The sequence below is a fragment of the Pseudomonas entomophila genome (genome assembly GCF_013523125.1).
Lineage (GTDB): Bacteria > Pseudomonadota > Gammaproteobacteria > Pseudomonadales > Pseudomonadaceae > Aquipseudomonas > Aquipseudomonas entomophila_B.
In genome coordinates this window covers 13206-37325 of record NZ_JAAMQJ010000039.1, presented here as the reverse complement: position 1 = coordinate 37325, position 24120 = coordinate 13206, and the positions used below count along the sequence as shown (strand labels likewise).

The window sequence follows — 24120 nt, the reverse complement described above, 5'->3', positions numbered from 1 at the left end:
AACTATGGAGGCACTGTGAAGGCATTGCAAGGCGTTGAAGGGCAACTGAGCTGGGTCGAGGTGCAGGCCCCGGAATGCGACGCGGGCCAGGTGCGCATCCGTGTGACGGCGGCTGGATTGAACCGCGCCGACCTGTTGCAGATCGCCGGCGCCTACCCACCCCCGCCAGGTGCCAGCCCCTACCTGGGCCTGGAGTGCGCGGGTGTGATCAGCGAGGTCGGTGCCGGTGCCGATTGGCGCGTGGGCGATCGCGTGTGCGCGCTGCTCGCCGGTGGTGGCATGGCGGACGAGGTGGTGGTCGATGCCCGTCATGTGCTGCCGGTGCCGGAGGGCGTCACGCTGGAGGAAGCGGCTGCCATCCCCGAGGTGTACGCCACCGCCTGGCTCAACCTGTTCCAGCTCGGCGACCTGAAAGCGGGTGAAAAGGTGCTGGTGCACGCGGGCGCCAGTGGTGTCGGTTCGGCAGCGATCCAGTTGTGCAAGGCGTTCGGCAACCCGGTCTGGGTCAGCGTGGGCTCGGCCGAGCGCCTGGCCTACTGCCAGGACCTGGGCGCCGCAGGCGGCGTGCTGCGCGGTGAGGACCTCCAGGCGCTCGAAGCCCATGGGCCGTTCGACGTCGTGCTCGATCCGGTTGGGGCCAGCTACGCGGCGCTCAACCTCAAGCTGCTCGCCCGTGACGGTCGCTGGGTGATCATCGGCCTGATGGGGGGGCGTAGTGCCGAAGTCGACCTGGCCCAGGTCCTGGCCAAGCGTCTACAGGTGACCGGCTCGACCCTGCGCAACCGTGATGATGGGTTCAAGGCACAGCTGTTGCAGGCCTTGCACGAGCAGGTGTGGCCGCTGTTCGCCGAAGGGCGGGCCAAGCCGCAACTGGTGCGGGCTTATCCGGCTGCGGAGGCCGAAGCGGCTTATGCCGAGTTGGCGGGGAATCAGGTGTCGGGCAAGTTGGTGGTGGTGTTGGGGTAAGGGGGAGGGCGCCAAGCCGTGAGCTGCAAGCGGCAAGCGGTAAGTAGGTGGCTGATCGTTCGAGGACGCCTGTGAGGACGCAAGGGCTGACTTTACGGCCCCGGCGGGGCCGATCGCGGCACTGGGGCCGCTCCTACACCCGTAGCCGCACCACGGTGTTGCAGGCCATCGCGGTCACTGTGGGAGCGGCCCCTGTGCCGCGATCGGCCTCGCGAGAGGCCGTAAAATCAGCTGCACCCTTGCAAGCAGGATACCTCTGTACGATCAGCCCTCGCTTGCCGCTTGCCGCTTGCCGCTTGCCGCTTGCCGCTTGCCGCTTCACCGCACCTTGCCCGCCGTCGGCAACAACGCCTCCTTGTCGAAATCATCCACATCGATGACCTTCCGGCGCGCCGTCTCGGCCCGTTGCACGGTCGCCGCCTGCTCGGCATCGAGCACGCCCGCCCGCACCGCTGCATCGAGCAGGGGCTCCTCGGGTGCCGGCACGAACCGGCCTTCCTTGAGGGCCTTGTGCAACGTGCGCTGCAAGGGCGCAGCCAGGTCGAGCTGGTCGCACGCCTGCTGCAGCGCTCCGACCGCGTCGCCTTCGTGGGTCGGGCGGTAGCAACCGGTGAGCAACTCTTCCAGGGCTGGATCGCCCTGATTGCGACCGATCAACGCCGCCACTTCGGCATCCAGCGCATCGCTCGGCCCTGTGTGCCGGCGGCCGAACGGGAACACCAGCACCCGCAAGGCGCCACCGACGAAGCGGTTGGGGAAGTTGTCCAGCAGGGTCGACAGTGCGTTCTCCGCCTGGCCCAGGCTCTCTTCCATCGCCCAGCGCAGCAGCGGCTGCATGTGCTCGGGCGAGCCGAGGTCGTGGTAGCGCTTGAGCGCCGCCGACGACAGGTACAGGTAGCTGAGCACGTCGCCCAGGCGCGCACTCAGGCGCTCGCGACGCTTGAGCGAGCCGCCCAGCAGCATCATCGACAGGTCGGCCAGCAAGGCGAAAGCGGCAGCCTGACGGTCGAGCGCACGGAAATAGCCTTGGCTCAGGGCATCGCCCGGTGCACGTTCGAAACGACCCAGCCCCAGGCCGAGCACCAGGGTGCTGGCGGCGTTGCGCAGGGCGAAAAGGATGTGCTGGCCGAGCAGGTCATCGAACGTGCGCAAGGCCTGGTGAGGATCCTCATGCGCCGCGGCGGCCATTTCCTTGAGCACGAATGGATGGCAGCGGATGGCACCCTGGCCGAAGATCATCAGGTTGCGCGACAGGATGTTCGCGCCCTCCACGGTGATGAAGATCGGCGCTCCTTGCCAGTTGCGCGCCAGGTAGTTGTTCGGGCCCATGATGATGCCCTTGCCGGCATGCACGTCCATGGCGTGCTGGATGCATTCGCGGCCACGCTCGGTCAGGTGGTACTTGAGGATCGCCGACAGCACCGAGGGCTTTTCGCCCAGATCGACTGCCTGTGCGGTGAGCAGACGCGCGCTGTCCATCAGCCAGGCGTTGCCGCCGATGCGCGCCATGGATTCCTGGATGCCCTCGAACGCCGCCAGGGGCACGTTGAACTGTTCGCGGATCCGCGCATATTGGCCGGTCACCAGGCTGGTGAACTTGGCCGCGCCTGTGCCCACGGCGGGCAGCGAGATCGAGCGGCCCACCGACAGGCAGTTCATCAGCATCATCCAGCCCTTGCCGAGCATGGGTTGGCCCCCGATCAGGTAGTCCAGGGGGATGAACACGTCCTTGCCGCTGTTGGGCCCGTTCATGAACGCGGCGCCCAGGGGGGCGTGGCGGCGGCCGATGGTGACGCCAGGGGTGTCGGTGGGGATCAGCGCCAGGCTGATGCCCAGGGTTTCCTGGTCGCCCAGCAGGTGGTCCGGGTCGTAGGCCTTGAAGGCCACGCCGAGCAGCGTCGCGACCGGGCCGAGGGTGATGTAGCGTTTGTCCCAGTTCAGGCGCAGGCCGATCACCTCCTCACCCTGCCACTGACCCTTGCACACGACACCGGTATCCGGCATGGCGCCTGCGTCCGAGCCGGCCAGCGGGCCGGTCAGGGCGAAGCAGGGGATGTCCTCGCCACGGGCCAGACGGGGCAGGTAGTGATCGCGCTGGGCGTCGGTGCCGTAGTGCAGCAGCAACTCGGCCGGGCCCAGGGAGTTGGGCACCATGACCGTCGAGGCCAGATCACCGCTGCGTGTGGCCAGCTTCATCGCCACTTGGGAGTGGGCATAGGCGGAAAAGCCCTTGCCGCCGTACGCCTTGGGGATGATCAGGGCGAAAAAGCCGTGGCGCTTGATGTGCGCCCAGGCCTCGGGCGGCAGGTCCATGTCCTGACCGATTTGCCAGTCGCTGACCAGCGCGCAGAGCTCCTCGGTCGGGCCATCGATGAACGCCTGTTCTTCCTCGGTCAGGCGCGGGGCGGGGTAGTGCAGCAGGGTGTTCCAGTCGGGGCGTCCGCTGAACAGCTGGCCATCCCACCACACCGTGCCGGCGTCGATGGCTTCGCTCTCGGTCTGCGACATCGGCGGCAGGGTCTTGCGGAACCAATCGAAGATGGGCGCCGTGAACCGCTTGCGGCGCAGGTCGGGCAACAGCACCAGGGTCGCGGTGGCCGCCAGCGCGATCCAGAACACCGTCAGCAGCCAGCCGGACGTATGACTGAACACCCCCATCGCCACCAGGTACAGCGCCAGGATCGCCAGGATCGCCGTCGGCGCGAGACGCCGGTGCGTGAGGTACGCCGCACCGATCACCAGAACCACCACCCACAACAGCCACATACGCCTTTCCTCCGTGAACAGTTCGAATCGAGCCATGTCTCGGAACCGGAAAGTGCGTTCGTCGAACGGCTGGTGTGAACAGTGACCTGTCCGCACGCGGGGAGTTCGCAGGCGATTGCCAGAGAATGTGTCTGGAGTAGACTGGGATCTTCCGCGTACTTGACAGGATATCGCCATGCTGAAGATCTGGGGCCGCAAGAATTCGAGCAACGTGCGCAAGGTGCAGTGGATCGCTCAGGAGCTGTGGCTCGACGTCGAGTCGATCGACGCAGGCGGTCGTTTCGGCGTGGTCGACGAGCCACGTTACCGGGCCCTCAACCCCAACGGCCTGGTGCCGATGCTGGAAGACGGCGACACCGTGCTCTGGGAATCCAACGCCATCGTGCGCTATCTCTGCGCCGAATACGGGCGCAAACAGGGTTGGTACATCGAGGACCCGCGCCAGCGCGCCCAGGCGGACAAGTGGATGGACTGGACCACCTCGTCGCTCGCCGCACCCTTCAAGCCGCTGTTCTGGGGCTTGCTGCGCACGCCGGCCGAACAGCAGGACTGGATCGCCATCAACGCCGCGCACAAGGCCTGCGCCAGCCTGCTGTCGATCGCCGACCAGGCGCTGGCCGAGCAGCCTTACCTGTCGGGCGAGACCGTCGGCATGGGTGACGTGCCACTGGGCGCCTTCGCCTATGCCTGGTTCGAGATGCCCATCGAGCATCCGCCCATGACGCACTTGCGCGCCTGGTACGAGCGTCTCAAGGCGCGGCCGGCCTACCAAACCGGGGTCATGACCGAGCTGAGCTGAACACCCAGGCCGATTCGATAGTCACTATCGATACAGGTGACTGTACTTGAGCGGCCCGGCCCCGCACCATGGCCGCCTACCACTGCGCCGGCCCAGGGCCGGCGCGCTCCGATCTCTCTTTCCCGGTAACTGACCTGTTATGAGTTCCGCTCTGTCCATTCGACAGCTGACCAAGACCTACGGCAACGGTTTCCAGGCCCTCAAGGGCATCGACCTGGACGTCGCCGAAGGAGACTTCTTCGCCTTGCTCGGCCCCAACGGCGCCGGCAAGTCCACCACCATCGGCATCCTCTCGACCCTGGTCAACAAGACCAGCGGCACGGTCAACGTGTTCGGCCATGATCTGGACCGCGACCCGGCAGCGCTCAAGCGCGCCATTGGCGTGGTGCCCCAGGAATTCAACTTCAACCAGTTCGAGAAGACCTTCGACATCGTCGTGACCCAGGCCGGCTACTATGGCATCCCGCCGAAGCTGGCCAAGGCCCGCGCCGAGCAGTACCTGACCCAGCTGGGCCTGTGGGACAAGCGCGACGTGCCTTCGCGCTCGCTGTCCGGCGGCATGAAGCGGCGCCTGATGATCGCCCGTGCGCTGGTGCACGAACCACGTCTGCTGATCCTCGACGAACCCACCGCCGGGGTCGACATCGAGCTGCGTCGGTCGATGTGGACCTTCCTCACCGAGCTGAACCAGAAAGGCATCGCCATCATCCTCACCACCCACTACCTGGAGGAAGCCGAGCAGCTGTGCCGCCACATCGGCATCATCGACAAGGGCACCCTCGTCGAGAATACCAGCATGCGCGACCTGCTCGGCAAGCTGCACGTGGAGACCTTCGTGCTCGACCTGCGCCGTGACTTGGCCCAGGCCCCGATGCTCGAGGGCTACCCGTGCCGGCTGATCACCCCGCACACGCTGGAAGTGCAGGTGGACAAGGCGGTGGGCGTCACCGCGCTGTTCGGCCAACTGGCCTTGCAGGGCATCGAGGTGCTGAGCCTGCGCAACAAGACCAACCGGCTCGAGGAGCTGTTCGTGTCCCTGGTGGAAAAGAACCTGTCGAAGGTGGCGGTATGAGCCTGGATCTGCGCAACAACTGGGTTGCCCTCAACACCATCGTCTACCGGGAAGTGCGACGCTTTCTGCGCATCTGGCCGCAGACGCTGCTGCCCCCGGCGATCACCATGGTGCTGTACTTCGTGATCTTCGGGAACCTGATCGGCCGCCAGATCGGCGACATGGGCGGCTTCACCTACATGCAGTACATCGTCCCGGGACTGATCATGATGTCGGTGATCACCAATTCCTACGGCAACGTGGTCTCGAGCTTCTTCGGCAGCAAGTTCCAGCGCTCGATCGAGGAACTGATGGTCTCGCCGGTCTCGCCTCACACCATCCTGATCGGCTACGCCCTGGGCGGCATCCTGCGTGGGCTGGCTGTCGGCGTGATCGTCACCGTGCTGTCAGGGTTCTTCACCGACCTGCAGGTGCATCACCTGGGCGTGACCGTGCTGGTCGTGCTGCTCACCGCGACGATCTTCTCGCTGCTGGGGTTCGTCAATGCGGTGTTCGCCCGCAACTTCGACGACATCTCGATCATCCCGACCTTCGTGCTGACCCCGCTGACCTACCTGGGCGGCGTGTTCTACTCGATCACGCTGCTGCCGCCGTTCTGGCAGACCGTGTCGCTCGCCAACCCGGTGCTGCACATGGTCAACTCGTTCCGCTACGGCATCCTCGGTGTCTCAGACATCCGGATCGGCACGGCCATCACCTTCATGCTGGTGGCCACGGCGGTGCTGTACAGCGTCTGCGTGCGCCTGCTGGTCAGTGGCCGTGGCATGCGTACCTGAGACCCGGGCCTTGCGCCGGCGCCACTGCCGGCCGACCCACCAGCGCCAGTACAGCAGGGTCAGGCTGTAGCCCAGCAGCCCGAGGATCACCCCGCAGACCACCGAGCCGAGCAGGAACGGTTGCCAGACCGTCGACAGCTGCTCGGTGATCCAGGCGAAGGTCAGCTCGTCGGGCAGGCTGCGTGGCGGCACCTGCATCAGCCAGGCGCCGGTCAGGTAGGTGACCAGAAACACCGGTGGCATGGTCAGCGGGTTGGTGAGCCAGACCAGGCTGACCGCGATCGGCAGGTTGCCGCGCACACCGATGGCCAGGGCCGCCGCCAGCAGCATCTGCATCGGCATGGGAATCAGCGCCGCGAACAAGCCCACCCCCATGGCCCGTGCGACCGAGTGGCGGTTCAGGTGCCAGAGGTTGGGGTCGTGCAGCAGCTTGCCCAGAAATCGCAACGACTTGTGTTCGCGAATGCTGGTCGGGTCCGGCATGTAGCGTTTGAAGATTCGGCGCGGCATGGGGGCTCTCGCGGGTGTCGAGCGGCCAGTATGCCCGCATTGCCAAAGGCGCCTTCGACAGAGATTGTGACAATTCTTGAGCAACCGCAGCCCATGAGGCAGCTATGCCTGATCAGGTGAAGTTGTCTGGGAGGGCTCTGGCATGCGCACACGGATGGTGGCGCTGGCATTGGGGTTGGTCTGTCTGCGGTTTCTGCCGACCTTGCCTTCGGTCGGATGGTGGTGGGCAGGGCTGTTGGTCTCGTTGGGTTGCCTGATGACGCGGGCGTGGTCGATAGGCTGGTTCGGCCTAGGGCTGTGCTGGGCATGCTGGTCCGCGCAAGGCGCCTTGGACGATCGTCTGCCCATGGCCCAGGACGGCCGAACGCTATGGCTCGAGGGCACGGTGAGTGGGCTGCCGCGGCAGACTGGCCAAGGGGTGCACTTCGAATTGAGCGAAGCCCGGTCGCGACGCGCCTCGTTGCCGTCTCGCCTGCAACTGAGCTGGTTCGACGGGCCGCCCGTGCGCAGCGGCGAACGCTGGCGCCTGGCGGTGACGCTCAAACGCCCCCACGGGCTGCTCAACCCCCACGGGCCTGACCAGGAGGCGACCTTGCTGGCGCGGCGCATCGGCGCCACCGGTGCGGTCAAGGCCGGCGAGCGGCTGAGCGCCAGTGACCTGGGCTGGCGCGACGGCCTGCGGCAGCGGCTGCTGGCGGTCGAGGCGCACGGGCGGCAGGCCACCCTGGTGGCGCTGGTGCTGGGTGATGGCAGCGGCCTGTCCCCAGCCGACTGGGACACCCTGCGAGCGACCGGCACGGTGCACCTGATGGTCATTTCCGGGCAGCACATCGGCCTGCTGGCCGGGCTGGTCTACGCCCTGGTGGCAGGGGCGGCGCGGCTGGGCCTGTGGCCGGCGCGCCTGCCGTGGCTGCCGTGGGCCTGCGCCCTGGCGCTGGGCGCCGCCTTGGCCTACGGCGCGCTCGCCGGCTTTCAGGTGCCGGTCCAGCGGGCCTGCGCCATGCTGGCGATGGTGCTGGTCTGGCGCCTGCGTTTTCGTCATTTAGGCGCCAGCCTGCCGTGGTGGACGGCGCTGGTCGGGGTGTTGCTGGTCGAGCCCCTGGCCAGCCTGTCGCCCGGTTTCTGGCTGTCGTTCGGCGCGGTGGCCGTGCTGTTGTTCTGCTTCAGCGGCCGCCTGGGCGGCTGGCGGCCGTGGCAGGCCTGGACCCGTGCACAAGGGGTGATCGCCCTGGGCCTGCTGCCGGCCTTGCTCGCGCTCGGTCTGCCGGTCAGCCTGAGCGGGCCGGTGGCCAACCTGCTGGCCGTGCCTGCGATCAGCCTGCTGGTACTGCCCCTGGCCTTGCTCGGCACACTGCTGATCGGCCTGCCGCCGGTGGGCGAGGCCTTGCTGTGGCTGGCCGGCGGGCTGCTCGCCGTGCTGTTCGAGGGGTTGGGGCAGCTTGCGCAGTGGCGGCCCGCCTGGCAGCCACCGGCCTTGTCCCTGGGGGCAGGGTGCCTGGTCGGGCTCGGCAGCGTCTTGGTCTTGCTGCCCCGTGGCGTACCGCTGCGCCTGCCGGGGGCGGTGTTGATGGCGAGCGCCCTGTGGCTGCCGAATGCTCCCGTGCCCCAGGGCCAGGTCGAAGTCTGGCAACTGGACGTCGGCCAGGGCCTGGCCACGCTGCTGCGCACCCGGACCCATACCCTGCTGTTCGATGCCGGTCCTGCGTATGGCGACATCGACCTGGGCGAGCGGGTGGTGCTGCCGACGCTGCACAGGCTGGGCGTACGCCGGCTCGACCTGTTGATCGTCAGCCACGCGCACGCCGACCATGCCGGGGGTGCGCCGGCCGTGGCCGCCGGGCTGCCGCCTGCGCGGACACTGGCTGGTGAGCCCGACGCACTGCCGGCGGCGCTGCCCGGTCAGGCTTGTCGGGCAGGCGAGCGCTGGCAGTGGGATGGCGTCGCGTTCGCGCTCTGGCAGTGGCCTGACGCACCGGACAGCAATCAGCGCTCGTGCGTCCTGCTGGTCGAGGCCAGCGGCGAGCGCCTGCTGTTGACCGGCGACCTGGAAGCGGCCGCCGAGCGGCTGTGGCTGGCGCAGAACCCGGACCCGCGCATCGACTGGTTGCAGGCCCCTCATCACGGTAGCCGAACCTCGTCCACCGACGTCTTCCTGCGCGCCACGGCGCCGCGCGGTGCCCTGATCTCGCGTGGACGACACAACGGCTTCGGCCATCCCCACCCCGGTGTGCTGGCGCGCTACCAGCGCCGAGGCATCGTCGTTCACGACACGGCTCTGCACGGCGCCTTGCGCCTGCGCCTGGGCAGCGGCGGCGAGGTCCATCGTCTGCGTGGCGAGCGCCGCTTCTGGCGCGACCCTGACGCGTGACGTCCGGTGGCTGAGCGCCGTGTGACGCATGTGGTAGAGTGGCGAACTTTTCCGAGGGGTGATTGCTGTGTGGGAGTTGGTCAAGTCCGGCGGTTGGATGATGTTGCCGATCATCCTCAGTTCCATCGCTGCCATGGCTATCGTCGTCGAACGCCTGTGGGTCCTGCGTGCCAGTCGGGTGACCCCGCCGCACCTGCTGGGCCAGGTCTGGATGTGGATCCGCGACAAGCAACTGACCGGCGACAAGCTCAAGGCCTTGCGCGCCGACTCGCCCCTGGGCGAGATCCTCGCAGCGGGCCTGGCCAACTCCCGGCACGGGCGCGAGATCATGAAGGAATGCATCGAGGAAGCCGCCTCGCGGGTCATCCATGACCTGGAGCGCTACATCAGCACCCTCGGCACCATCGCTGCCATGGCGCCGCTGCTCGGCCTGCTCGGCACCGTGCTGGGCATGATCGACATCTTCAGCGCCTTCATGGGCACGCAGATGACCGCCAACGCCGCCGTGCTGGCCGGCGGTATCTCCAAGGCCCTGGTCACCACCGCGGCCGGCCTGATGGTCGGTATCCCGGCCGTGTTCTTCCACCGCTTCCTGCTGCGCCGCATCGACGAGCTGGTGGTGGGCATGGAGCAGGAGGCGATCAAGCTGGTCGAGGTCGTGCAGGGCGATCGCGAGGTCGAGGTGGCCGGAGGCGCGGCGTGAAGTTCCGACGCAACCGTGCCCGCGAGAACGTCGACATCAACCTGGCGTCGTTGATCGACGTGGTCTTCGTCCTGCTGCTGTTCTTCGTCGTCACCACGACCTTCACCCGCGAGACCCAATTGCGCGTGGAGCTGCCCGAGGCCGCCAGTGCCGAAGCGGCGCCGACCGACGAGGGCAAGGTGGTGGAAATCACCATCAGCGCCGACGGGGTCTATTCGGTGAACAACCACCTGCTGCCCAGCAGTGACCTGGCGACCCTCACCGAGGCGCTGCAGCGCGAATCCGGCGGCGACAACCAGTTGCCGCTGGCGATCAGCGCCGACGGCAAGACGCCGCACCAGGCCGTGGTGACCGCCATGGACGCCGCCGGCAAGCTGGGCTTCAGCCGCCTGCGCATGACCACCGTCGAGGCAGCTCAAGGAGCGAAGTGATGGCCCTGGGCGAACGCCTGCTCGCTGCCTGGTACACCGGGCATCCGGCCCTGACCCTGCTGCGCCCCCTGGAATGCCTCTACCGCCGCGTCGTGGCGGGCAAGCGGGCACGCTTTCTCGACGGTCGCCGCACCGCCTACCGGGCGCCGGTGCCGGTGCTCGTGGTCGGCAACGTGACCGTGGGCGGCACGGGCAAGACCCCCATGATTCTCTGGCTGATCGACCAGTGCCGCCGCCAGGGGTTGCGGGTCGGTGTGGTCAGCCGTGGCTACGGTGCCCGGCCGCCGCAGTTGCCCTGGCGCGTCGAGGCGGGGCAGGGCGCCGAGCAGGCGGGGGACGAGCCGCTGCTGATCGTGCAGCGCACCGGCGTGCCGCTGATGATCGACCCAGATCGCTCACGCGCCGTGCGTGGCCTGCTGGCGGCCGAGCCACTGGACCTGATCCTGTGCGACGACGGCTTGCAGCACTATCGGCTGGCCCGTGACCTGGAACTGGTGCTGATCGATGCCGCCCGCGGCCTGGGCAATGGGCGTTGCCTGCCCGCCGGCCCCCTGCGCGAGCCGCCCGAGCGTCTGGCCGAGGTCGATGCCGTGCTGTTCAACGGTGCTCCGGTCGACCGTGCCGAGGGCTACGCCTTTGGCCTGCGGCCCAGCGCGCTGGTCAACGTGCGCACCGGCGAGCGTCGGTCGCTCACGCAGTTTCCGCCAGGCCAGGCCGTGCATGCGGTGGCGGGCATCGGCAACCCCGAGCGTTTCTTCAAGACCGTGCAAGCGCTAGACTGGCAACCGATCGCGCACCCGTTCGCCGACCATGCCCGGTTCAGTCGCGAGGCGTTGACGTTCAGCCCGGCCTTGCCGCTGCTGATGACCGAAAAGGACGCGGTGAAGTGCCGTGCCTTCGCAGCCGACGACTGGTGGTACCTGGCGGTGGAGGCCGAGCCTTCGCCTGCCTTCGTTGCCTGGTTCGACGCCCAGCTCGAGCGGTTGCTGCCACACCGACGTGCGTGACGCGTCGATGTTCCTCCTCCTTCTTCTGGCTACACACCTCTAGGACGTATCCATGGACACCAAACTGCTCGACATCCTGGCTTGCCCGATCACCAAAGGCCCGCTCAAGCTCAGCGCCGACAAGACCGAGCTGATCAGCAAGGGCGCCGGCGTGGCCTACCCGATCCGTGACGGCATCCCAGTGATGCTGGAAAGCGAGGCGCGCACCCTGACCGACGACGAGCGCCTGGATAAATGAGCACCGCCTTCACCGTGGTGATTCCCGCCCGGCTGCGCTCCACGCGCCTGCCGGGCAAGCCGCTGCTGCCGATCGCCGGCAAGCCGATGGTCCAGCACGTCTGGGAACAGGCCTGCAAGAGCGCGGCCACGCGCGTGGTGATCGCCACCGACGACGCCAGCATCGTCGAGGCTTGTCAGGCGTTCGGCGCCGAGGTGTTGCTGACCCGTGCCGACCATGAGTCCGGCACCGACCGGCTGGCCGAGGTGGCAGCGCAGCTGGGGCTGCCCGCCGACGCCATCGTGGTCAATGTCCAGGGCGACGAGCCGCTGATTCCACCGGTGATCATCGATCAGGTCGCCGCCAACCTGGCGGCTCACCCGCAGGCCGGCATCGCGACCCTGGCCGAACCGATCGAGCAGCCCGACACGGTGTTCAACCCCAATGCGGTCAAGGTGGTCAGCGACCGGCACGGCATGGCCCTGACGTTCAGCCGGGCGCCGCTGCCCTGGGCCCGCGACCTGTTCGCCCAGGGCCAGGACCGGTTGCCCGAGGGCGTGCCCTATCGTCGCCATATCGGCCTGTACGCCTACCGGGTGAGTTTTCTCCAGGACTTCGTCGGCTGGGGCCCGTGCGGGCTCGAGCAGACCGAGGCGCTGGAGCAGTTGCGCGCCCTCTGGCACGGCGTGCGCATCCATGTTGCCGATGCCCTGGAAGCGCCAGCGGTCGGCGTCGACACGGCCGAAGACCTGGCGCGCGTGCGACGCCTGCTGGAGGCATGATGCGGATCCTGTTCGTGTGCCTGGGCAACATCTGCCGCTCACCGACTGCCGAAGGCGTCCTGCGCCATCAGTTGCAGGCGGCCGGGTTGGCCAAGCGAGTCGAGGTAGCGTCCGCCGGCACAGGCGACTGGCATGTCGGCGAGCCGCCTGACGGCCGGACCTGCCGCGCAGCCCTGACACGGGGCTACGACCTGTCGCGCCAGCGCGCCCAGCAGGTCAGGCCCGAAGACTTCTTCGAGTACGACCTGATCCTGGCCATGGACCCGAGCAACCTCGCGCACCTGCAGGCCCTGCGTCCGCCCGCCTCGACGGCGCAGGTCGATCTGTTCCTGCGCCGCTACGGCGGTGCACGCGACGACGTACCGGACCCTTATCATGGCGGCGCGGCCGGGTTCGAGCAGGTGCTGGACCTGATCGAGGCCGCTTGCCAGACCCTGGTGAACGAGCTGCGGGGGCATCCATGACCCTCGTGTTGCGTGAGCATGCGTCGCTCAAGCCCTACAACACCTTCGGCATCGATGTGCAGGCCAGCGTGCTGGCCGAGGCGCGCAGCGACGACGAGGTGCGCGCAGCCCTCGACGAAGCCGAGCGGCGGCAATTGCCCTTGATGGTCATCGGCGGCGGCAGCAACCTGCTGCTGACCGCCAATGTGCACGCCCTGGTGCTGCGCATGCTCAGCCAGGGCCGTCGTGTGGTGGCCGAAACGGACGAGCAGGTCATCGTCGAGGCCGAGGCGGGCGAGCCCTGGCATCCCTTCGTGCAATGGACGCTGGCCCAGGGCTTCAGCGGTCTGGAGAACCTCAGCCTGATTCCTGGCACGGTCGGCGCCGCGCCGATGCAGAACGTCGGTGCCTATGGCGTGGAGATCAAGGACGTGTTCGCCGGCCTGACCGCCCTGGACCGCCACGATGGCCAGGTGCGCGAGTTCAGCGCGCAGGACTGCGGCTTCGGCTACCGGGACAGCGTGTTCAAGCGCGAACCGGGCCGCTGGATCATCCTGCGCGTGCGCTTTGCCCTGGACCGACAACTGCGCGCGCAGCTCGAGTACGGCCCGGTTCGCCAGCGCTTGCTTGAGCAGGGCATCGAGCAGGCGACCGCCCAGCACATCAGCGAGGCAATCTGCGGCATCCGTCGTGAAAAGCTGCCTGACCCGGCGGTGCTGGGCAATGCTGGCAGTTTCTTCAAGAACCCGGTCGTGCCTGCGCAGGTGGCCGAGCGCATCCGGCGCGACCATCCCGGCGTGGTCGCCTATCCCCAGGCCGATGGCCAGGTCAAGCTGGCGGCCGGCTGGCTGATCGAGCAGGCCGGCTGGAAAGGCCATCGCCAAGGCGATGCCGGTGTGCACGGCTTGCAGGCCCTGGTGCTGGTCAATCATGGGCAGGCCACCGGTGCGCAGCTGCATGCCCTGGCGCGTAGCATCCAGCAAGACATCCAGGCACGTTTCGGCGTGGCGCTGGAGATGGAACCCAACGTGGTCTAGGACCTGGCAGGGCCATGGAGGGCCCGCCCGGTATCGCACCTGTCCACCCGGCAGGCTGCCTGGGCAACCGGTCACGAAATTTTTGCCGTGTCCTGTTGCCCAAGCCCCGAGCGGCGGCATGCCTGGTAGCGGGTGCTGTGCGTCATTCACCCATCGTTCTCGACCGCCCGGTATCCCATGACCCTAGCCCCTGCCTGCACCTTTCTGGATTTTCCCGGCGAAATGGCGCGCCTGATGCGCGAGAAGGACTGGTCGAGCACCCCCTTCGGCCCGCTCGATGGCTGGTCCCAGGCCCTGCGTTCGGCCGTCAGCATCTGCCTGGGGTCGCGCTTCCCGATGGTGCTGTACTGGGGTGAAACCCGAGCCCTGATCTACAACGATGCCTGGAGCCCGGTGCCAGGGCGCAAGCATCCGTGGGCGCTGGGCAGGCCAGGGCCCGAGGTCTGGGCGGAGATCTGGGACATCATCGGGCCGATGTTCGATCACGTGATGGACACCGGTGAGGCCACCTGGTCCGAAGACCAACTGCTGCCGCTCAACCGCTTCGGCTACACCGAAGAGTGCTATTTCTATTACAGCTACAGCCCGGTTCGCGGCGAGGACGGGCGGGTAGAGGGCATCTTCACGGCGGTCACCGAGACCACCTACCGCGTGCTGGCCACGCGTCGCGAACGTCTGCTGCGCCAGGTAGCCGAAGTCACGGCGGCGACCCGTACGCCAACCGAGGCCTGCGAGAGCGTGGCTCGCCTGCTCCAGGCGGTGCCAGAGGAGGCGCCGTTCGTGCTGGTATACCTGGCCGATCCCGTCTCGGGGGGCTACCGCCGCACGGCCCTCGAAGGCTGTACGCCGGCCGAAGACCTGGCGCCGGCGTTGATCCTGCCAGCCGAGCAGGCGACCCCTTGGCCCCTGCACGACGCGCTGAACGCCCCGGTGCCGGTCGAAGGGCTCGAGCGACGCTACGCGGGGCGGCTGCCTGGGCGACCCTGGCCCGAGCCGGTGGAACAGGCGCTGGTGGTACCCGTGCCGAGCACACGGGCCGGCGTGCCCTACGGTTTCCTGGTGCTCGGCATCAGCCCGCGGCGACGCATCGACGCGGACTACACCACCTTGTTCCAGCGCGCGGCGGGGCACCTGAGTACGGCGTTGGGCAACATCGAGCGCTACGAAGAGGAGCGACGGCGCTCGGAGGAACTGGCCGAACTGGACCGGGCCAAGACCGTGTTCTTTTCCAACGCCAGCCACGAGTTCCGTACCCCGTTGACGCTCATGCTCGGCCCCCTGGAGGACATGCTGGGCCAGCCGGCCGAGGCCCCTGGGCAGTTGACCGTCGCGCGCGAGTCGCTGCACCTGGTCCACCGCAACGGTCAGCGGCTGTTGCGCCTGGTCAATACACTGCTGGACTTCTCGCGCATCGAGGCGGGCCGGGTACGCGCCGACTTCACGCCGGTCGATCTGGCCGCCTTTACGGCAGAGTTGGCCAGCAGTTTTCGCTCGGCCATGACGCGCGCCGGGCTGACGTACCATATCGACTGCGGTGCGCTGGGCGAGCCCGTGTGGATCGATCAGGAGATGTGGGAGAAGATCGTCCTCAACCTCATTTCCAATGCCTTCAAGTACACCTTGAGCGGACACATCGGCGTCCACCTTGAGCGCGTGCCCGACGGCGCACGCCTGCAGGTACGGGACACCGGGGTCGGCATCCCGCAGCAGGAGCTCGAGCGTATCTTCGACCGTTTCCACCGCATCGAAGGCCAGGTCGGTCGAACGCACGAGGGCACGGGGATCGGCCTGGCGCTGGTCAAGGACCTGACCCGGTTGCACGGCGGGCAGGTCGGCGTGCGCAGCGAGATCGGTGTCGGCACCTGCTTCGAGGTGTTGCTGCCGTTCGGCCATGCGCACCTGCCGGCGCGAAAGGTCCAGGGCAATGCGCTGACCTCGACCGCCATCCATGCCGATACCTTCGTCGCCGAAGCCTTGCGCTGGCTGTCCGGCCACGGCGACGACCCCGTGCCAACCCTCGACCGCACGGCTGGTCAGGTCAGGCCCAGCAATGGTCTGCGCGTCCTGTTGGCCGACGACAACGCCGACATGCGCGGCTACGTGCAGCGCCTGCTGAGCGAAGCCGGTTTCACGGTGACCGCCGTGGCCGATGGACGTGAGGCCGTCGAACAGGCGCGTCGGGCACGGCCCGACCTGGTGCTGTCGGACATCATGATGCCGGTGCTCGACGGTTTCGGGGTGATCCGGGCCCTGCGCGACGACCCGGCGACCCATGCGCTGCCCATCATCCTGTTGTCTGCCAGGGCCGGCGAAGAGGCCTCCATCGAAGGCATCGCCGCAGGGGCGGACGATTATTTGGTCAAGCCGTTCAGTGCCCGAGAGCTGATCGCCCGGGTGGAAGGGGCACTGCGCCTGGCCCAGCTGCGCCAGGAATCGGCCGCCGCGTTGCGCCAGGCCAACGAGGTACTGGAGCTGCGGGTGCGCGAACGGACCCGCGAGCGTGACCAGATGTGGGCCTTCAGCCACGACATGATCGGCATCGCCGACTTCGAGGGGGTATGGCTCAGCGTCAACCCGGCCTGGACCCGGGTGCTCGGCTGGCCGGTGGAACAGATCGTCGGCAGGACCTCGGCATGGCTGGAGCACCCGGACGACAACGTGCGCACGCGGGAAGAAATCCAGGCATTGGCCATCGGCGCGCCGACCCTCAATTTCGAGAACCGCTTCCGTACCCGCCTGGGCAGCTATCGCACGCTCAACTGGACGGCCGTGCCGGAAGGCGGGTTGCTGTATTGCGTGGCGCGCGATGTCACGGTCGAGCGTGACCGGCTGGCCGAACTCGAACAGGCCAAGGACGCCTTGCGCCAGAGCCAGAAGATGGAAGCGATCGGGCAACTGACCGGGGGCATCGCCCACGACTTCAACAACCTGCTGACCGGCATCATGGGGTCGATGGAGATGCTGCAGCGTCATGCGCGGCCAGAGGACACACGTGCCCAGCGCTACATCGGCAACGCCATCGTCTCGGCGCAACGGGCTGCCGCGTTGACCCAGCGCCTGCTCAGTTTCAGCCGGCGCCAGGCACTGGACATGCGACCGGTGGACGTGAACCGGCTGATCACCGACATGGCCTTTCTGCTTCAGCGCACCGTGACCGAGAACGTGCAGGTCGAGCTGGTCTTGCAGCCCGATGCCTGGACCGTGCACACCGATGCCAATCAGCTGGAAAACGTGCTGCTGAACCTGTGCATCAATGCCCGTGATGCGATGGGTGAGACAGGACGGTTGCGGGTCTGCACGCGCAACGTCGTGCGCTCAGGGCCTGGGCAGGCCGATGGTGCCCTGGCCGGAGATTACCTGGCCCTCGACGTCAGCGACACCGGCGAAGGCATCGCTCCTGAGCTGCTGGACAAGGTCTTCGAGCCGTTCTTCACCACCAAGCCGCAAGGCAAGGGCACAGGGCTCGGCCTGTCCATGGTGTACGGCTTCGTCAAGCAGACCGGTGGCCACGTCGAGGTCCACAGCACCCTGGGGCAGGGCACGTGCATGACCCTGCTGCTGCCACGCCATCGGGACACGGCAGTGCCTGGCGCCCCTGAGCCGCACGCAGCGGCCACCGTGCTGAACCAGGGCGCCGGTGAACGGGTGCTGCTGGTGGAGGACGAGCCCAGCGTCCGCCTGGTGGTCACCGAACTGTTGACGGAAGCGGGCTACCAGGTCGCCGAGGCCGAGGACGCACAGACGGCCTTGGCGCTGATCGACCGCGAACCTGCGTTCGACCTGATGGTGTCCGACGTCGGCTTGCCAGGGCTGAGCGGGCGCGAACTGGCCGATCGAATTCGGGCGCGCCAGCCGACGATCAAGGTGCTGCTGATCACCGGCTACACCAAGGATGCCGGTAACCTGCGGCAGTTCCTTGGCGAAGACATGCACATCCTGCAAAAACCCTTCTCGGTACAAGCGCTGGCCATGAAGATCCGCGACGTGCTGTACACCCTGTGAGGGCCGTTCGCCAGCCCCTGGTGCTCGTCACGCGCGCTGGCGCATACGGCCTCAGTGCCAGGGCTTTCAACCTCGTTGCCTAACACGAGGTGGACCACATCGCCGATCTGGCAGAGCGGTTCATCCCCTCTGTGGGAGCGGGCTTGCCCGCGATGCAGGCGGTGGTGGGCCGGACGCCATCGCGGGCAAGCCCCCCACAGGAGGACTGCGCGTGCCTGTATCATGCCGGTGAAGCTGTGGGTGCAACCATGACTCTGTCTCAGGGCTTTTTCCAAGACGTTGAAAGGTCTGGGCCTCAGCGCTTGAAGCGCACGTGTATCGTGCTGCTGGCGACCGAGCGATCCACCGAGATGGCCTGCTCGCCGAAGCCCGAATAGCCCTTGACCAGGCGCATGCCCAACCCTGTGCCACTGGGCTTGGGGTAGGAGTCGGGGAAGCCGTCGCCCTCGTCGGTGACGATCACCTCGATGGCCTTGGCATCGACGTCCGCGACCCGTACGACGACGTTGCCCTTGCCATATTTCAGGGCATTGGTCACCAGCTCGCTAATCACCAGGCCCAGGGGCGCCAGGCGCTCGGCCCTGATCGAGGTGGGTTCGACCGACAGCTGGATGGAACGGTCGTCGAACGACGTGCCGATGTCGTCCATCAAGGCATGCAGGTACTCGCCGACGCTGATTTCGTGGCAATGCTCCTCCAGATAAAGCCGCCCATGCACGGCTGCGATGGCCAGCACACGATTGGCTGCGGTCTGCAGCTGAAGCTTGACCGTGTCCTCGACCGCCACGTTGGCCTGCAGCAACAGCAAGGTGTTGACCAGTTGCAGGCTGTTCTTGACGCGATGGTGGATCTCATGGAGTTGCAGATCGCTTTCGCTGATCTGGGTGGTCTGCGCATCGATCAGCGAGATCAACTGCTGCTCATGATTGCGCCGTTCGGTGATATCCCGGGAGATCGCGATGATCTTGTCGATGTTCTTCTGCTCGTCGTAGATCGGCGCTGCCGTGACGTCCCACCACTTCGGCTCGCCCTTGGCCGTTGGGCAGAACGACTCGAAGCGTACCGATTCGCCCGATCCCAGACGCTGCATGGCGTTGCGGATGACCGGCTTGGCCTCTTCGGGCCACAGCTCCACCCAGTTCAAGCCGGTGACCTGCTCGGCGCTTTCGAGCTGCATGCGGCACAGCCCTGGCTCGTTGAAGAACTCGATAGTGCCGCACGGCGAAAGAATCTTGACGCAGTCCGGGCTGGCGTTGAGCACGCTTTCCGAATAGGGGCGCCGGTGCGCTTCTTCGGTGCGCGTGGTCATGCGCTCGACGCTCATCGCGATGACGTTGGCGATCCCTTCCATGAAGACCAGGTCGCTTTCGATGAAGTCCGCGCCATCGCCATTGTCGGCTTCCAGCACGCCGTAAGGGCTAAGCGGGCCGCGGATCGGGACATTGATCGCACGTTGAATCCCATAGCGCCTGAGTAGGGAGGGGGTCCTGAAGCGATTTTCCTGGCCCAGATGGTTGGAGATCACTGGACGATCAGTCATGAAGGCATAGCCGGCCGGGCTGGCCTCGTCTGCGCCGACCGTGGCGCTGCCGATGTCCTGTGTATGCCAGCCCACCCCATGGGACAGCAGGAACTGCTGGCCATCGGAGAGAGGGGTCAGGACCTTGGCATACGCCGTGCGCATGCCTTCGGCGACGACCGCGCATGCTTGCGTCAGCAATACATCGAGGTCCGTGGCGTGTAACGAACCCACACCAAAATTGACGACTAGCTCATGTTGCTTGCGCAGCAGGGCATGGGAAATGTGCAACGCCGCACGAACCGTTTCGTCGGGAGAAGTATCAGGCATGGAGTATCCAGGGAGTAGCGAACTGTTCGGAACGATCACGTCATCGACAGGCCAGCGATGACAGCGCGCAAATGTACACAAGCGCGCGTCCATGGCATAGCGGTTCAATGAAGAGGGGCTGCATGGCGTACCTGGCATCGGACGAGCGGCGCGGAGCAGGTTGGCGCGCCATAACGAAAAAGGCCCCGCCAGTTCGCACTGACGGGGCCTGTTCAGGCTACCGGCACCTCAACCGTTTGGCTTGTGCGCCTCGGTCGGGGCAGGCAATTCCGACGCCCGTTCGCTTGGCGCAGCCGAGATGGCCTGGTCGGCAGCGGCCTGGGCGGCCGCTGCAGCCGCAGCGGCTTCGGCTTCACGCTTGCGGCGACGCACTTCACGAGGGTCGTTCGGCGCGCGGCCATTGGGCAACATGACGGTCGAAGGCTCCACCGTCGCCAGGTCCGCCGCGACAGGGTCCGCTTCGGCCTGGGCAGCTTCAGGCTGGGCCTCGGGCTTCGCCTCGGCGCTCACCGGCTCGGCTGCTGGCGTCTCGATGGCAGGCGAGGCGACCGGGGCCGTGGCCTCGACCGCTGCCTGCTTCTCGACTTCACCGGCTTCGCTTGGCGCTGCCGGAGCAGCGGACGGCTCGACCGAAGACAGCTCGGTGTCGGCCTTGGCGTCAGCCTGCAGGTTGGTCTCGTCAGCGGCGGGAACGGGCGTCACGTCGACGTCGGCCGTGGGCTGCACAACGTGTACCGGATCGGCCTCGCCCGAGACGGCCGGTGCCGCTGGCTGGGACTCGGTCTCACCTGTTTCGGCAATGGCGGCGGCGCTTGGCGCCTCGGCGGCTGGCGGCGGAGTCACCTCGACCACTGGCTCCAGACCTGGCTCGACACGAGTGGCCGGCGCCTGAGCAGGCTGCTCGACTGCTGGCGCAATGGCCATTTCGTCGGACTGGGTCACTACGGGCGCGGCGTCGGCGACGGCTTCGGCCGAGACCTCGACGGCAGGGGCTTCGACGCTCGCGGTCGCGCGCTCGGCCTGCTCGTTGGCCTGGGCATGCGCTTCGCTGCTGACGGCGCTGCTGGCCACTTCGGCGGTCACGGCCAGGCCCGCGGCCAGGTCGGTGCTCTGCGGAGAGGGCGTGTGCTGACGTGGCTGCTCGTCACCTGACTCGTCGTCGCTGCCTTCGATCAGGTCGCCATTGGCATTGCGCTGACGCTCACGGCGATTGCTGCGGCGACGCTGGCCACGCGAGCGGCGGCGCGGACGCTCTTCGTCATTGCCGTCCTGCGCGTCATCCTGCTGGGCTTCGTCGGCGGGCAGGGCGTCGGCAGCGGCTTCAGCGGCCTGTTCCTGCTCTTGGGCCTGTTCGGCTGCGCGGGGTTGACGCTCTTCACGGGGCTGGCGTGGCTGACGCTCCTCGCGAGGGGCAGCGGCTTCCTGTTCGGTGCGCTCTTCCGGCTGTGGACGCTCTTCACGAGAAACAGGCGCTGCGGGCTGCGAGCGCTCTTCCTGCTGCACAGGGGCTTCGGGTGCGGCATCTTCTTCGCGCACGACACGCTCTTCACGTGGTGCACGTTCTTCCCGAGGGGCACGCTCCTCGCGCGGCGCACGCTCTTCACGCGGGGCGCGTTCTTCGCGGGGCGCACGTTCCTCGCGCGGTGCACGCTCTTCGCGTGGGGTGCGTTCCTCGCGTGGCGCGCGCTCTTCACGGGCTTCGCGTGGTGCACGTTCTTCGCGGGCCGGACGCTCCTCGCGGGCTACGCGCTCTTCGCGTGGCTGACGCTCTTCACGTGCCACAGGCGTGGCGTCCAGCGGCTCACGCAGTTCGCGTACCGGGCGCTCTTCGCGGTTGCCGCGACGGTCGTCACGCGAACGGTTGTTGCGCTCTTCACGCGGCGCACGTTCTTCACGCGGTTGGCGGTCTTCACGAGGCTGGCGCTCTTCGCGGGACGTGCGCTCGTTGCGCTCTTCGCGCGGCTTGCGCTCTTCGTCGCGACGACCGTTGCGGTTGCGACTCTGCTGGCGACCATTGCGGCGCTCTTCGTTGCGCTGCGAACGCTGCTGCTGCGGCTGCTCGGCAGGCTTCTCGGCCTTGGCGACCGGCGCCGGGGCAGGTTCTTCCTTGCCGGCGAACAAGCTGACCAGGGACTTGACCAGACCCTTGAACAGGCTCGGCTCCGGCACGCTCTGCGGCTTGGCGACAGGGGCGGGCGCTGGCGCAGGCGCGGCAGGCGCTTGCTCGACGGTGGCAGGCACTGGCGCATCGCCACGCGGTGGCGCGGTCTTCACGGCGGCTTCCTGACGGACCAGGGTGCGCGTGGCCGGCGCCTGCGGGGCTTCCTCGACTTCGGTGGTGGCGATTTCGTAGCTGGACTGGCAGGTCAGCACGTCCGGGTTGTCATCGCGCAGGCGCTGCACTTCGAAGTGTGGCGTTTCGAGGTGATCGTTCGGCAGGATGATGATGCGTGCACGGGTACGCAGTTCGATCTTGGTGATCGAGTTGCGCTTTTCGTTGAGCAGGAAGGCGGCGACCGGGATCGGTACCTGGGCGCGGACTTCGGCGGTGCGGTCCTTGAGGGCTTCTTCCTCGATCAGGCGCAGGATCGCCAGCGACAGCGACTCGACGTCACGGATGATGCCGGTGCCGCTGCAGCGTGGGCAGACGATGCCGCTGCTTTCGCCGAGCGAAGGACGCAGGCGCTGACGGGACATTTCCAGCAGGCCGAAGCGCGAGATGCGGCCGACCTGGACGCGGGCGCGGTCGGCCTCGAGGGCTTCGCGCACGCGCTCTTCGACGGCGCGCTGGTTCTTCGCCGGGGTCATGTCGATGAAGTCGATGACGATCAGGCCGCCGATGTCACGCAGGCGCAGCTGGCGTGCGATCTCTTCGGCCGCTTCCAGGTTGGTCTGCAGTGCGGTCTCCTCGATGTCGCTACCCTTGGTGGCGCGTGCCGAGTTGATGTCGATGGAGACCAGGGCTTCGGTGGGGTCGATCACGATCGAACCGCCGGACGGCAGCTCGACGACGCGCTGGAAGGCGGTCTCGATCTGGCTTTCGATCTGGAAACGGTTGAACAGCGGGACGCTGTCTTCGTAGAGCTTGACCTTGCTGGCGTACTGCGGCATCACCTGGCGAATGAAGGTGAGGGCTTCTTCCTGGGCGTCGATGCTGTCGATCAGCACTTCGCCGATGTCCTGGCGCAGGTAGTCGCGGATGGCACGGATGATGACGTTGCTTTCCTGGTAGATCAGGAACGGCGCGGAGCGGTCGAGCGAGGCTTCCTTGATCGCGGTCCACAGTTGCAGCAGGTAGTCGAGGTCCCACTGCATCTCTTCGCTGCTGCGGCCCAGGCCGGCGGTGCGCACGATCAGGCCCATGTCGGGCGGGATGGACAGGCCGTTGAGGGCTTCGCGCAGCTCGTTGCGCTCTTCGCCTTCGATGCGGCGGGAGATGCCGCCGGCACGCGGGTTGTTGGGCATCAGCACCAGGTAGCGGCCGGCCAGGCTGATGAAGGTGGTCAGGGCCGCGCCCTTGTTGCCACGTTCCTCCTTCTCGACCTGGACGATGACTTCCTGGCCTTCGCTGAGCACTTCCTTGATGTTGACCCGGCCTTCGGGGGTCTTCTTGAAGTACTCGCGGGAGATTTCCTTGAGCGGCAGGAAGCCGTGGCGTTCGGAGCCGAAGTCGACGAAGGCGGCTTCGAGGCTGGGCTCGATGCGGGTGATGCGGCCCTTGTAGATGTTGGCCTTCTTCTGCTCGCGCGCACCGGACTCGATGTCCAGGTCGTAGAGGCGCTGGCCATCCACCAGAGCTACACGCAACTCTTCGGGTTGAGTTGCGTTAATCAGCATTCTTTTCATGTAGTACCGTCGGTTTCCGGGCTGCCGGAAACGGCGTTCGGCACACACGACTTCTCATGGTCGGTGCCAAGGTGCGCAAGCGGTGGCGGGCCACTGCTCTTGTCCAGCGACGTACGGTACCGACCGGTTGCCCGGTGCGGCCGAGGTCGCGACGACGCGTCCTGTTTGCTGCGGTGCCTACTGCACTCAGTCAGGAGGAGGAATCAGCTTTCGGCCGTGGATGCCCGCGGGCATCTGCATCGAGACCAGGTTCACCCGCCTGGCCTTGCAATGGCCAGGAGAGGCGGACGCCGTGCTACACGGTCCGAGGAGCTGTGCATCTCCACCCTGCACATGTCCCTGAAAATTCGGGTGCTGCCGCGCGCTGAATCCGCAACGGGTTGCATGGTTCGCCCGCGTCGATGGGAGCGCGGACGGATTCGTGTCCGAGGCAGGTATTTCCGAAGCGTTCGCCGTGCGCTGCGTGGAAGCGCCAGGCTGGCAGAGGGACTGAAAGCAACGGGGAAGGAGGTGAAACACCGCACTTGTCGTTTTTTTTCGGGCTTC

General features: G+C 67.1%; 16 protein-coding genes and 1 pseudogene. 13 read left to right on the top strand and 4 right to left on the bottom strand.

The genetic code is table 11. From position 1 onward, the window contains the following. Positions 1-15 precede the first annotated feature (15 nt). The gene (locus G7007_RS17840) at positions 16-966 is read left to right on the top strand and encodes an NAD(P)H-quinone oxidoreductase (RefSeq protein WP_181103784.1); all 951 of its coding nucleotides are present in this window, start codon (positions 16-18) and stop codon (positions 964-966) included. A 318-nt stretch (positions 967-1284) separates the two neighbouring features. Here G7007_RS17840 and G7007_RS17835 read toward each other — a convergent pair whose 3' ends face one another. After that, positions 1285-3732: an acyl-CoA dehydrogenase gene (locus G7007_RS17835; RefSeq protein ID WP_181103781.1), complete on the bottom strand. Its 2448-nt coding sequence runs from the start codon at positions 3730-3732 to the stop codon at positions 1285-1287. Between the two features lie 175 nt (positions 3733-3907). On the opposite strand from G7007_RS17835, the gene G7007_RS17830 reads away from it, so the two are divergent. The 3 genes from G7007_RS17830 (at position 3908) to G7007_RS17820 (ending at position 6379) form a co-directional block, all read left to right on the top strand. Continuing rightward, positions 3908-4531, top strand: coding sequence for a glutathione S-transferase (locus tag G7007_RS17830; protein ID WP_181103779.1), 624 nt, complete (start codon positions 3908-3910; stop codon positions 4529-4531). Between the two features lie 139 nt (positions 4532-4670). Next, on the top strand, positions 4671-5603 hold the full coding sequence (locus G7007_RS17825) for an ABC transporter ATP-binding protein (RefSeq protein WP_181103776.1): 933 nt from the start codon (positions 4671-4673) through the stop codon (positions 5601-5603). Further along, complete coding sequence (locus G7007_RS17820; RefSeq protein ID WP_181103773.1) at positions 5600-6379, top strand: ABC transporter permease; 780 nt, start codon at positions 5600-5602, stop codon at positions 6377-6379. Before G7007_RS17825 ends, G7007_RS17820 begins: the two co-directional genes overlap by 4 nt. Positions 6380-6391: 12 nt before the next feature. Here G7007_RS17820 and G7007_RS17815 read toward each other — a convergent pair. Further along, positions 6392-6889 (bottom strand): annotated as a pseudogene (locus tag G7007_RS17815) (DUF2062 domain-containing protein); the annotation flags it as partial. 142 nt (positions 6890-7031) lie between these two features. Between G7007_RS17815 and G7007_RS17810 the strand changes: the two are divergent. The 9 genes from G7007_RS17810 to G7007_RS17770 all read left to right on the top strand — a co-directional run bounded on the left by G7007_RS17810 (position 7032) and on the right by G7007_RS17770 (position 17879). Next, positions 7032-9257, top strand: coding sequence for a DNA internalization-related competence protein ComEC/Rec2 (locus G7007_RS17810; RefSeq protein WP_181103767.1), 2226 nt, complete (start codon positions 7032-7034; stop codon positions 9255-9257). A gap of 67 nt (positions 9258-9324) precedes the next feature. Further along, entirely contained in the window at positions 9325-9960 is a 636-nt protein-coding gene (locus tag G7007_RS17805; RefSeq protein ID WP_181103764.1) for a MotA/TolQ/ExbB proton channel family protein, read from the top strand. Beyond that, entirely contained in the window at positions 9957-10391 is a 435-nt protein-coding gene (locus G7007_RS17800) for an ExbD/TolR family protein (RefSeq protein WP_181103761.1), read from the top strand. The genes G7007_RS17805 and G7007_RS17800 overlap by 4 nt, the downstream gene beginning before the upstream one ends. Further along, positions 10391-11398 carry a tetraacyldisaccharide 4'-kinase gene (gene lpxK, locus G7007_RS17795; protein WP_181103759.1) on the top strand — a complete coding sequence of 336 codons (1008 nt, stop codon included), beginning with the start codon at positions 10391-10393 and terminating at the stop codon, positions 11396-11398. The genes G7007_RS17800 and lpxK overlap by 1 nt, the downstream gene beginning before the upstream one ends. Before the next feature lie 52 nt (positions 11399-11450). Continuing rightward, on the top strand, positions 11451-11636 hold the full coding sequence (locus G7007_RS17790) for a Trm112 family protein (RefSeq protein WP_060394512.1): 186 nt from the start codon (positions 11451-11453) through the stop codon (positions 11634-11636). Next, positions 11633-12397, top strand: a complete 765-nt coding sequence (gene kdsB, locus G7007_RS17785) for a 3-deoxy-manno-octulosonate cytidylyltransferase (RefSeq protein ID WP_181103756.1) — start codon at positions 11633-11635, stop codon at positions 12395-12397. The genes G7007_RS17790 and kdsB overlap by 4 nt, the downstream gene beginning before the upstream one ends. Beyond that, positions 12397-12861 carry a low molecular weight protein-tyrosine-phosphatase gene (locus G7007_RS17780; RefSeq protein ID WP_181103754.1) on the top strand — a complete coding sequence of 155 codons (465 nt, stop codon included), beginning with the start codon at positions 12397-12399 and terminating at the stop codon, positions 12859-12861. The genes kdsB and G7007_RS17780 overlap by 1 nt, the downstream gene beginning before the upstream one ends. Further along, positions 12858-13877 (top strand): UDP-N-acetylmuramate dehydrogenase, encoded by a 1020-nt coding sequence (murB, locus tag G7007_RS17775; protein WP_181103752.1) that lies wholly within the window; start codon positions 12858-12860, stop codon positions 13875-13877. Before G7007_RS17780 ends, murB begins: the two co-directional genes overlap by 4 nt. A gap of 177 nt (positions 13878-14054) precedes the next feature. Next, positions 14055-17879 (top strand): ATP-binding response regulator, encoded by a 3825-nt coding sequence (locus G7007_RS17770; protein WP_181103750.1) that lies wholly within the window; start codon positions 14055-14057, stop codon positions 17877-17879. A 295-nt stretch (positions 17880-18174) separates the two neighbouring features. Here G7007_RS17770 and G7007_RS17765 read toward each other — a convergent pair whose 3' ends face one another. Then, on the bottom strand, positions 18175-19728 hold the full coding sequence (locus G7007_RS17765) for a sensor histidine kinase (RefSeq protein WP_181103748.1): 1554 nt from the start codon (positions 19726-19728) through the stop codon (positions 18175-18177). A 228-nt stretch (positions 19729-19956) separates the two neighbouring features. After that, entirely contained in the window at positions 19957-23574 is a 3618-nt protein-coding gene (gene rne / locus G7007_RS17760) for a ribonuclease E (protein WP_181103746.1), read from the bottom strand. Positions 23575-24120 lie beyond the last annotated feature (546 nt).

What these genes read in the sequence shown, in the direction of transcription:
- G7007_RS17835 (WP_181103781.1), bottom strand. Translation starts at nt 3,732, where the DNA reads ATGTGGCTGTTGTGGGTGGTGGTTCTGGTGATCGGTGCGGCGTACCTC.
- G7007_RS17830 (WP_181103779.1), top strand. Translation starts at nt 3,908, where the DNA reads ATGCTGAAGATCTGGGGCCGCAAGAATTCGAGCAACGTGCGCAAGGTG.
- G7007_RS17825 (WP_181103776.1), top strand. Translation starts at nt 4,671, where the DNA reads ATGAGTTCCGCTCTGTCCATTCGACAGCTGACCAAGACCTACGGCAAC.
- G7007_RS17820 (WP_181103773.1), top strand. Translation starts at nt 5,600, where the DNA reads ATGAGCCTGGATCTGCGCAACAACTGGGTTGCCCTCAACACCATCGTC.
- G7007_RS17810 (WP_181103767.1), top strand. Translation starts at nt 7,032, where the DNA reads ATGCGCACACGGATGGTGGCGCTGGCATTGGGGTTGGTCTGTCTGCGG.
- lpxK (WP_181103759.1), top strand. Translation starts at nt 10,391, where the DNA reads ATGGCCCTGGGCGAACGCCTGCTCGCTGCCTGGTACACCGGGCATCCG.
- G7007_RS17790 (WP_060394512.1), top strand. Translation starts at nt 11,451, where the DNA reads ATGGACACCAAACTGCTCGACATCCTGGCTTGCCCGATCACCAAAGGC.
- kdsB (WP_181103756.1), top strand. Translation starts at nt 11,633, where the DNA reads ATGAGCACCGCCTTCACCGTGGTGATTCCCGCCCGGCTGCGCTCCACG.
- G7007_RS17780 (WP_181103754.1), top strand. Translation starts at nt 12,397, where the DNA reads ATGCGGATCCTGTTCGTGTGCCTGGGCAACATCTGCCGCTCACCGACT.
- murB (WP_181103752.1), top strand. Translation starts at nt 12,858, where the DNA reads ATGACCCTCGTGTTGCGTGAGCATGCGTCGCTCAAGCCCTACAACACC.
- G7007_RS17770 (WP_181103750.1), top strand. Translation starts at nt 14,055, where the DNA reads ATGACCCTAGCCCCTGCCTGCACCTTTCTGGATTTTCCCGGCGAAATG.
- G7007_RS17765 (WP_181103748.1), bottom strand. Translation starts at nt 19,728, where the DNA reads ATGCCTGATACTTCTCCCGACGAAACGGTTCGTGCGGCGTTGCACATT.
- rne (WP_181103746.1), bottom strand. Translation starts at nt 23,574, where the DNA reads ATGAAAAGAATGCTGATTAACGCAACTCAACCCGAAGAGTTGCGTGTA.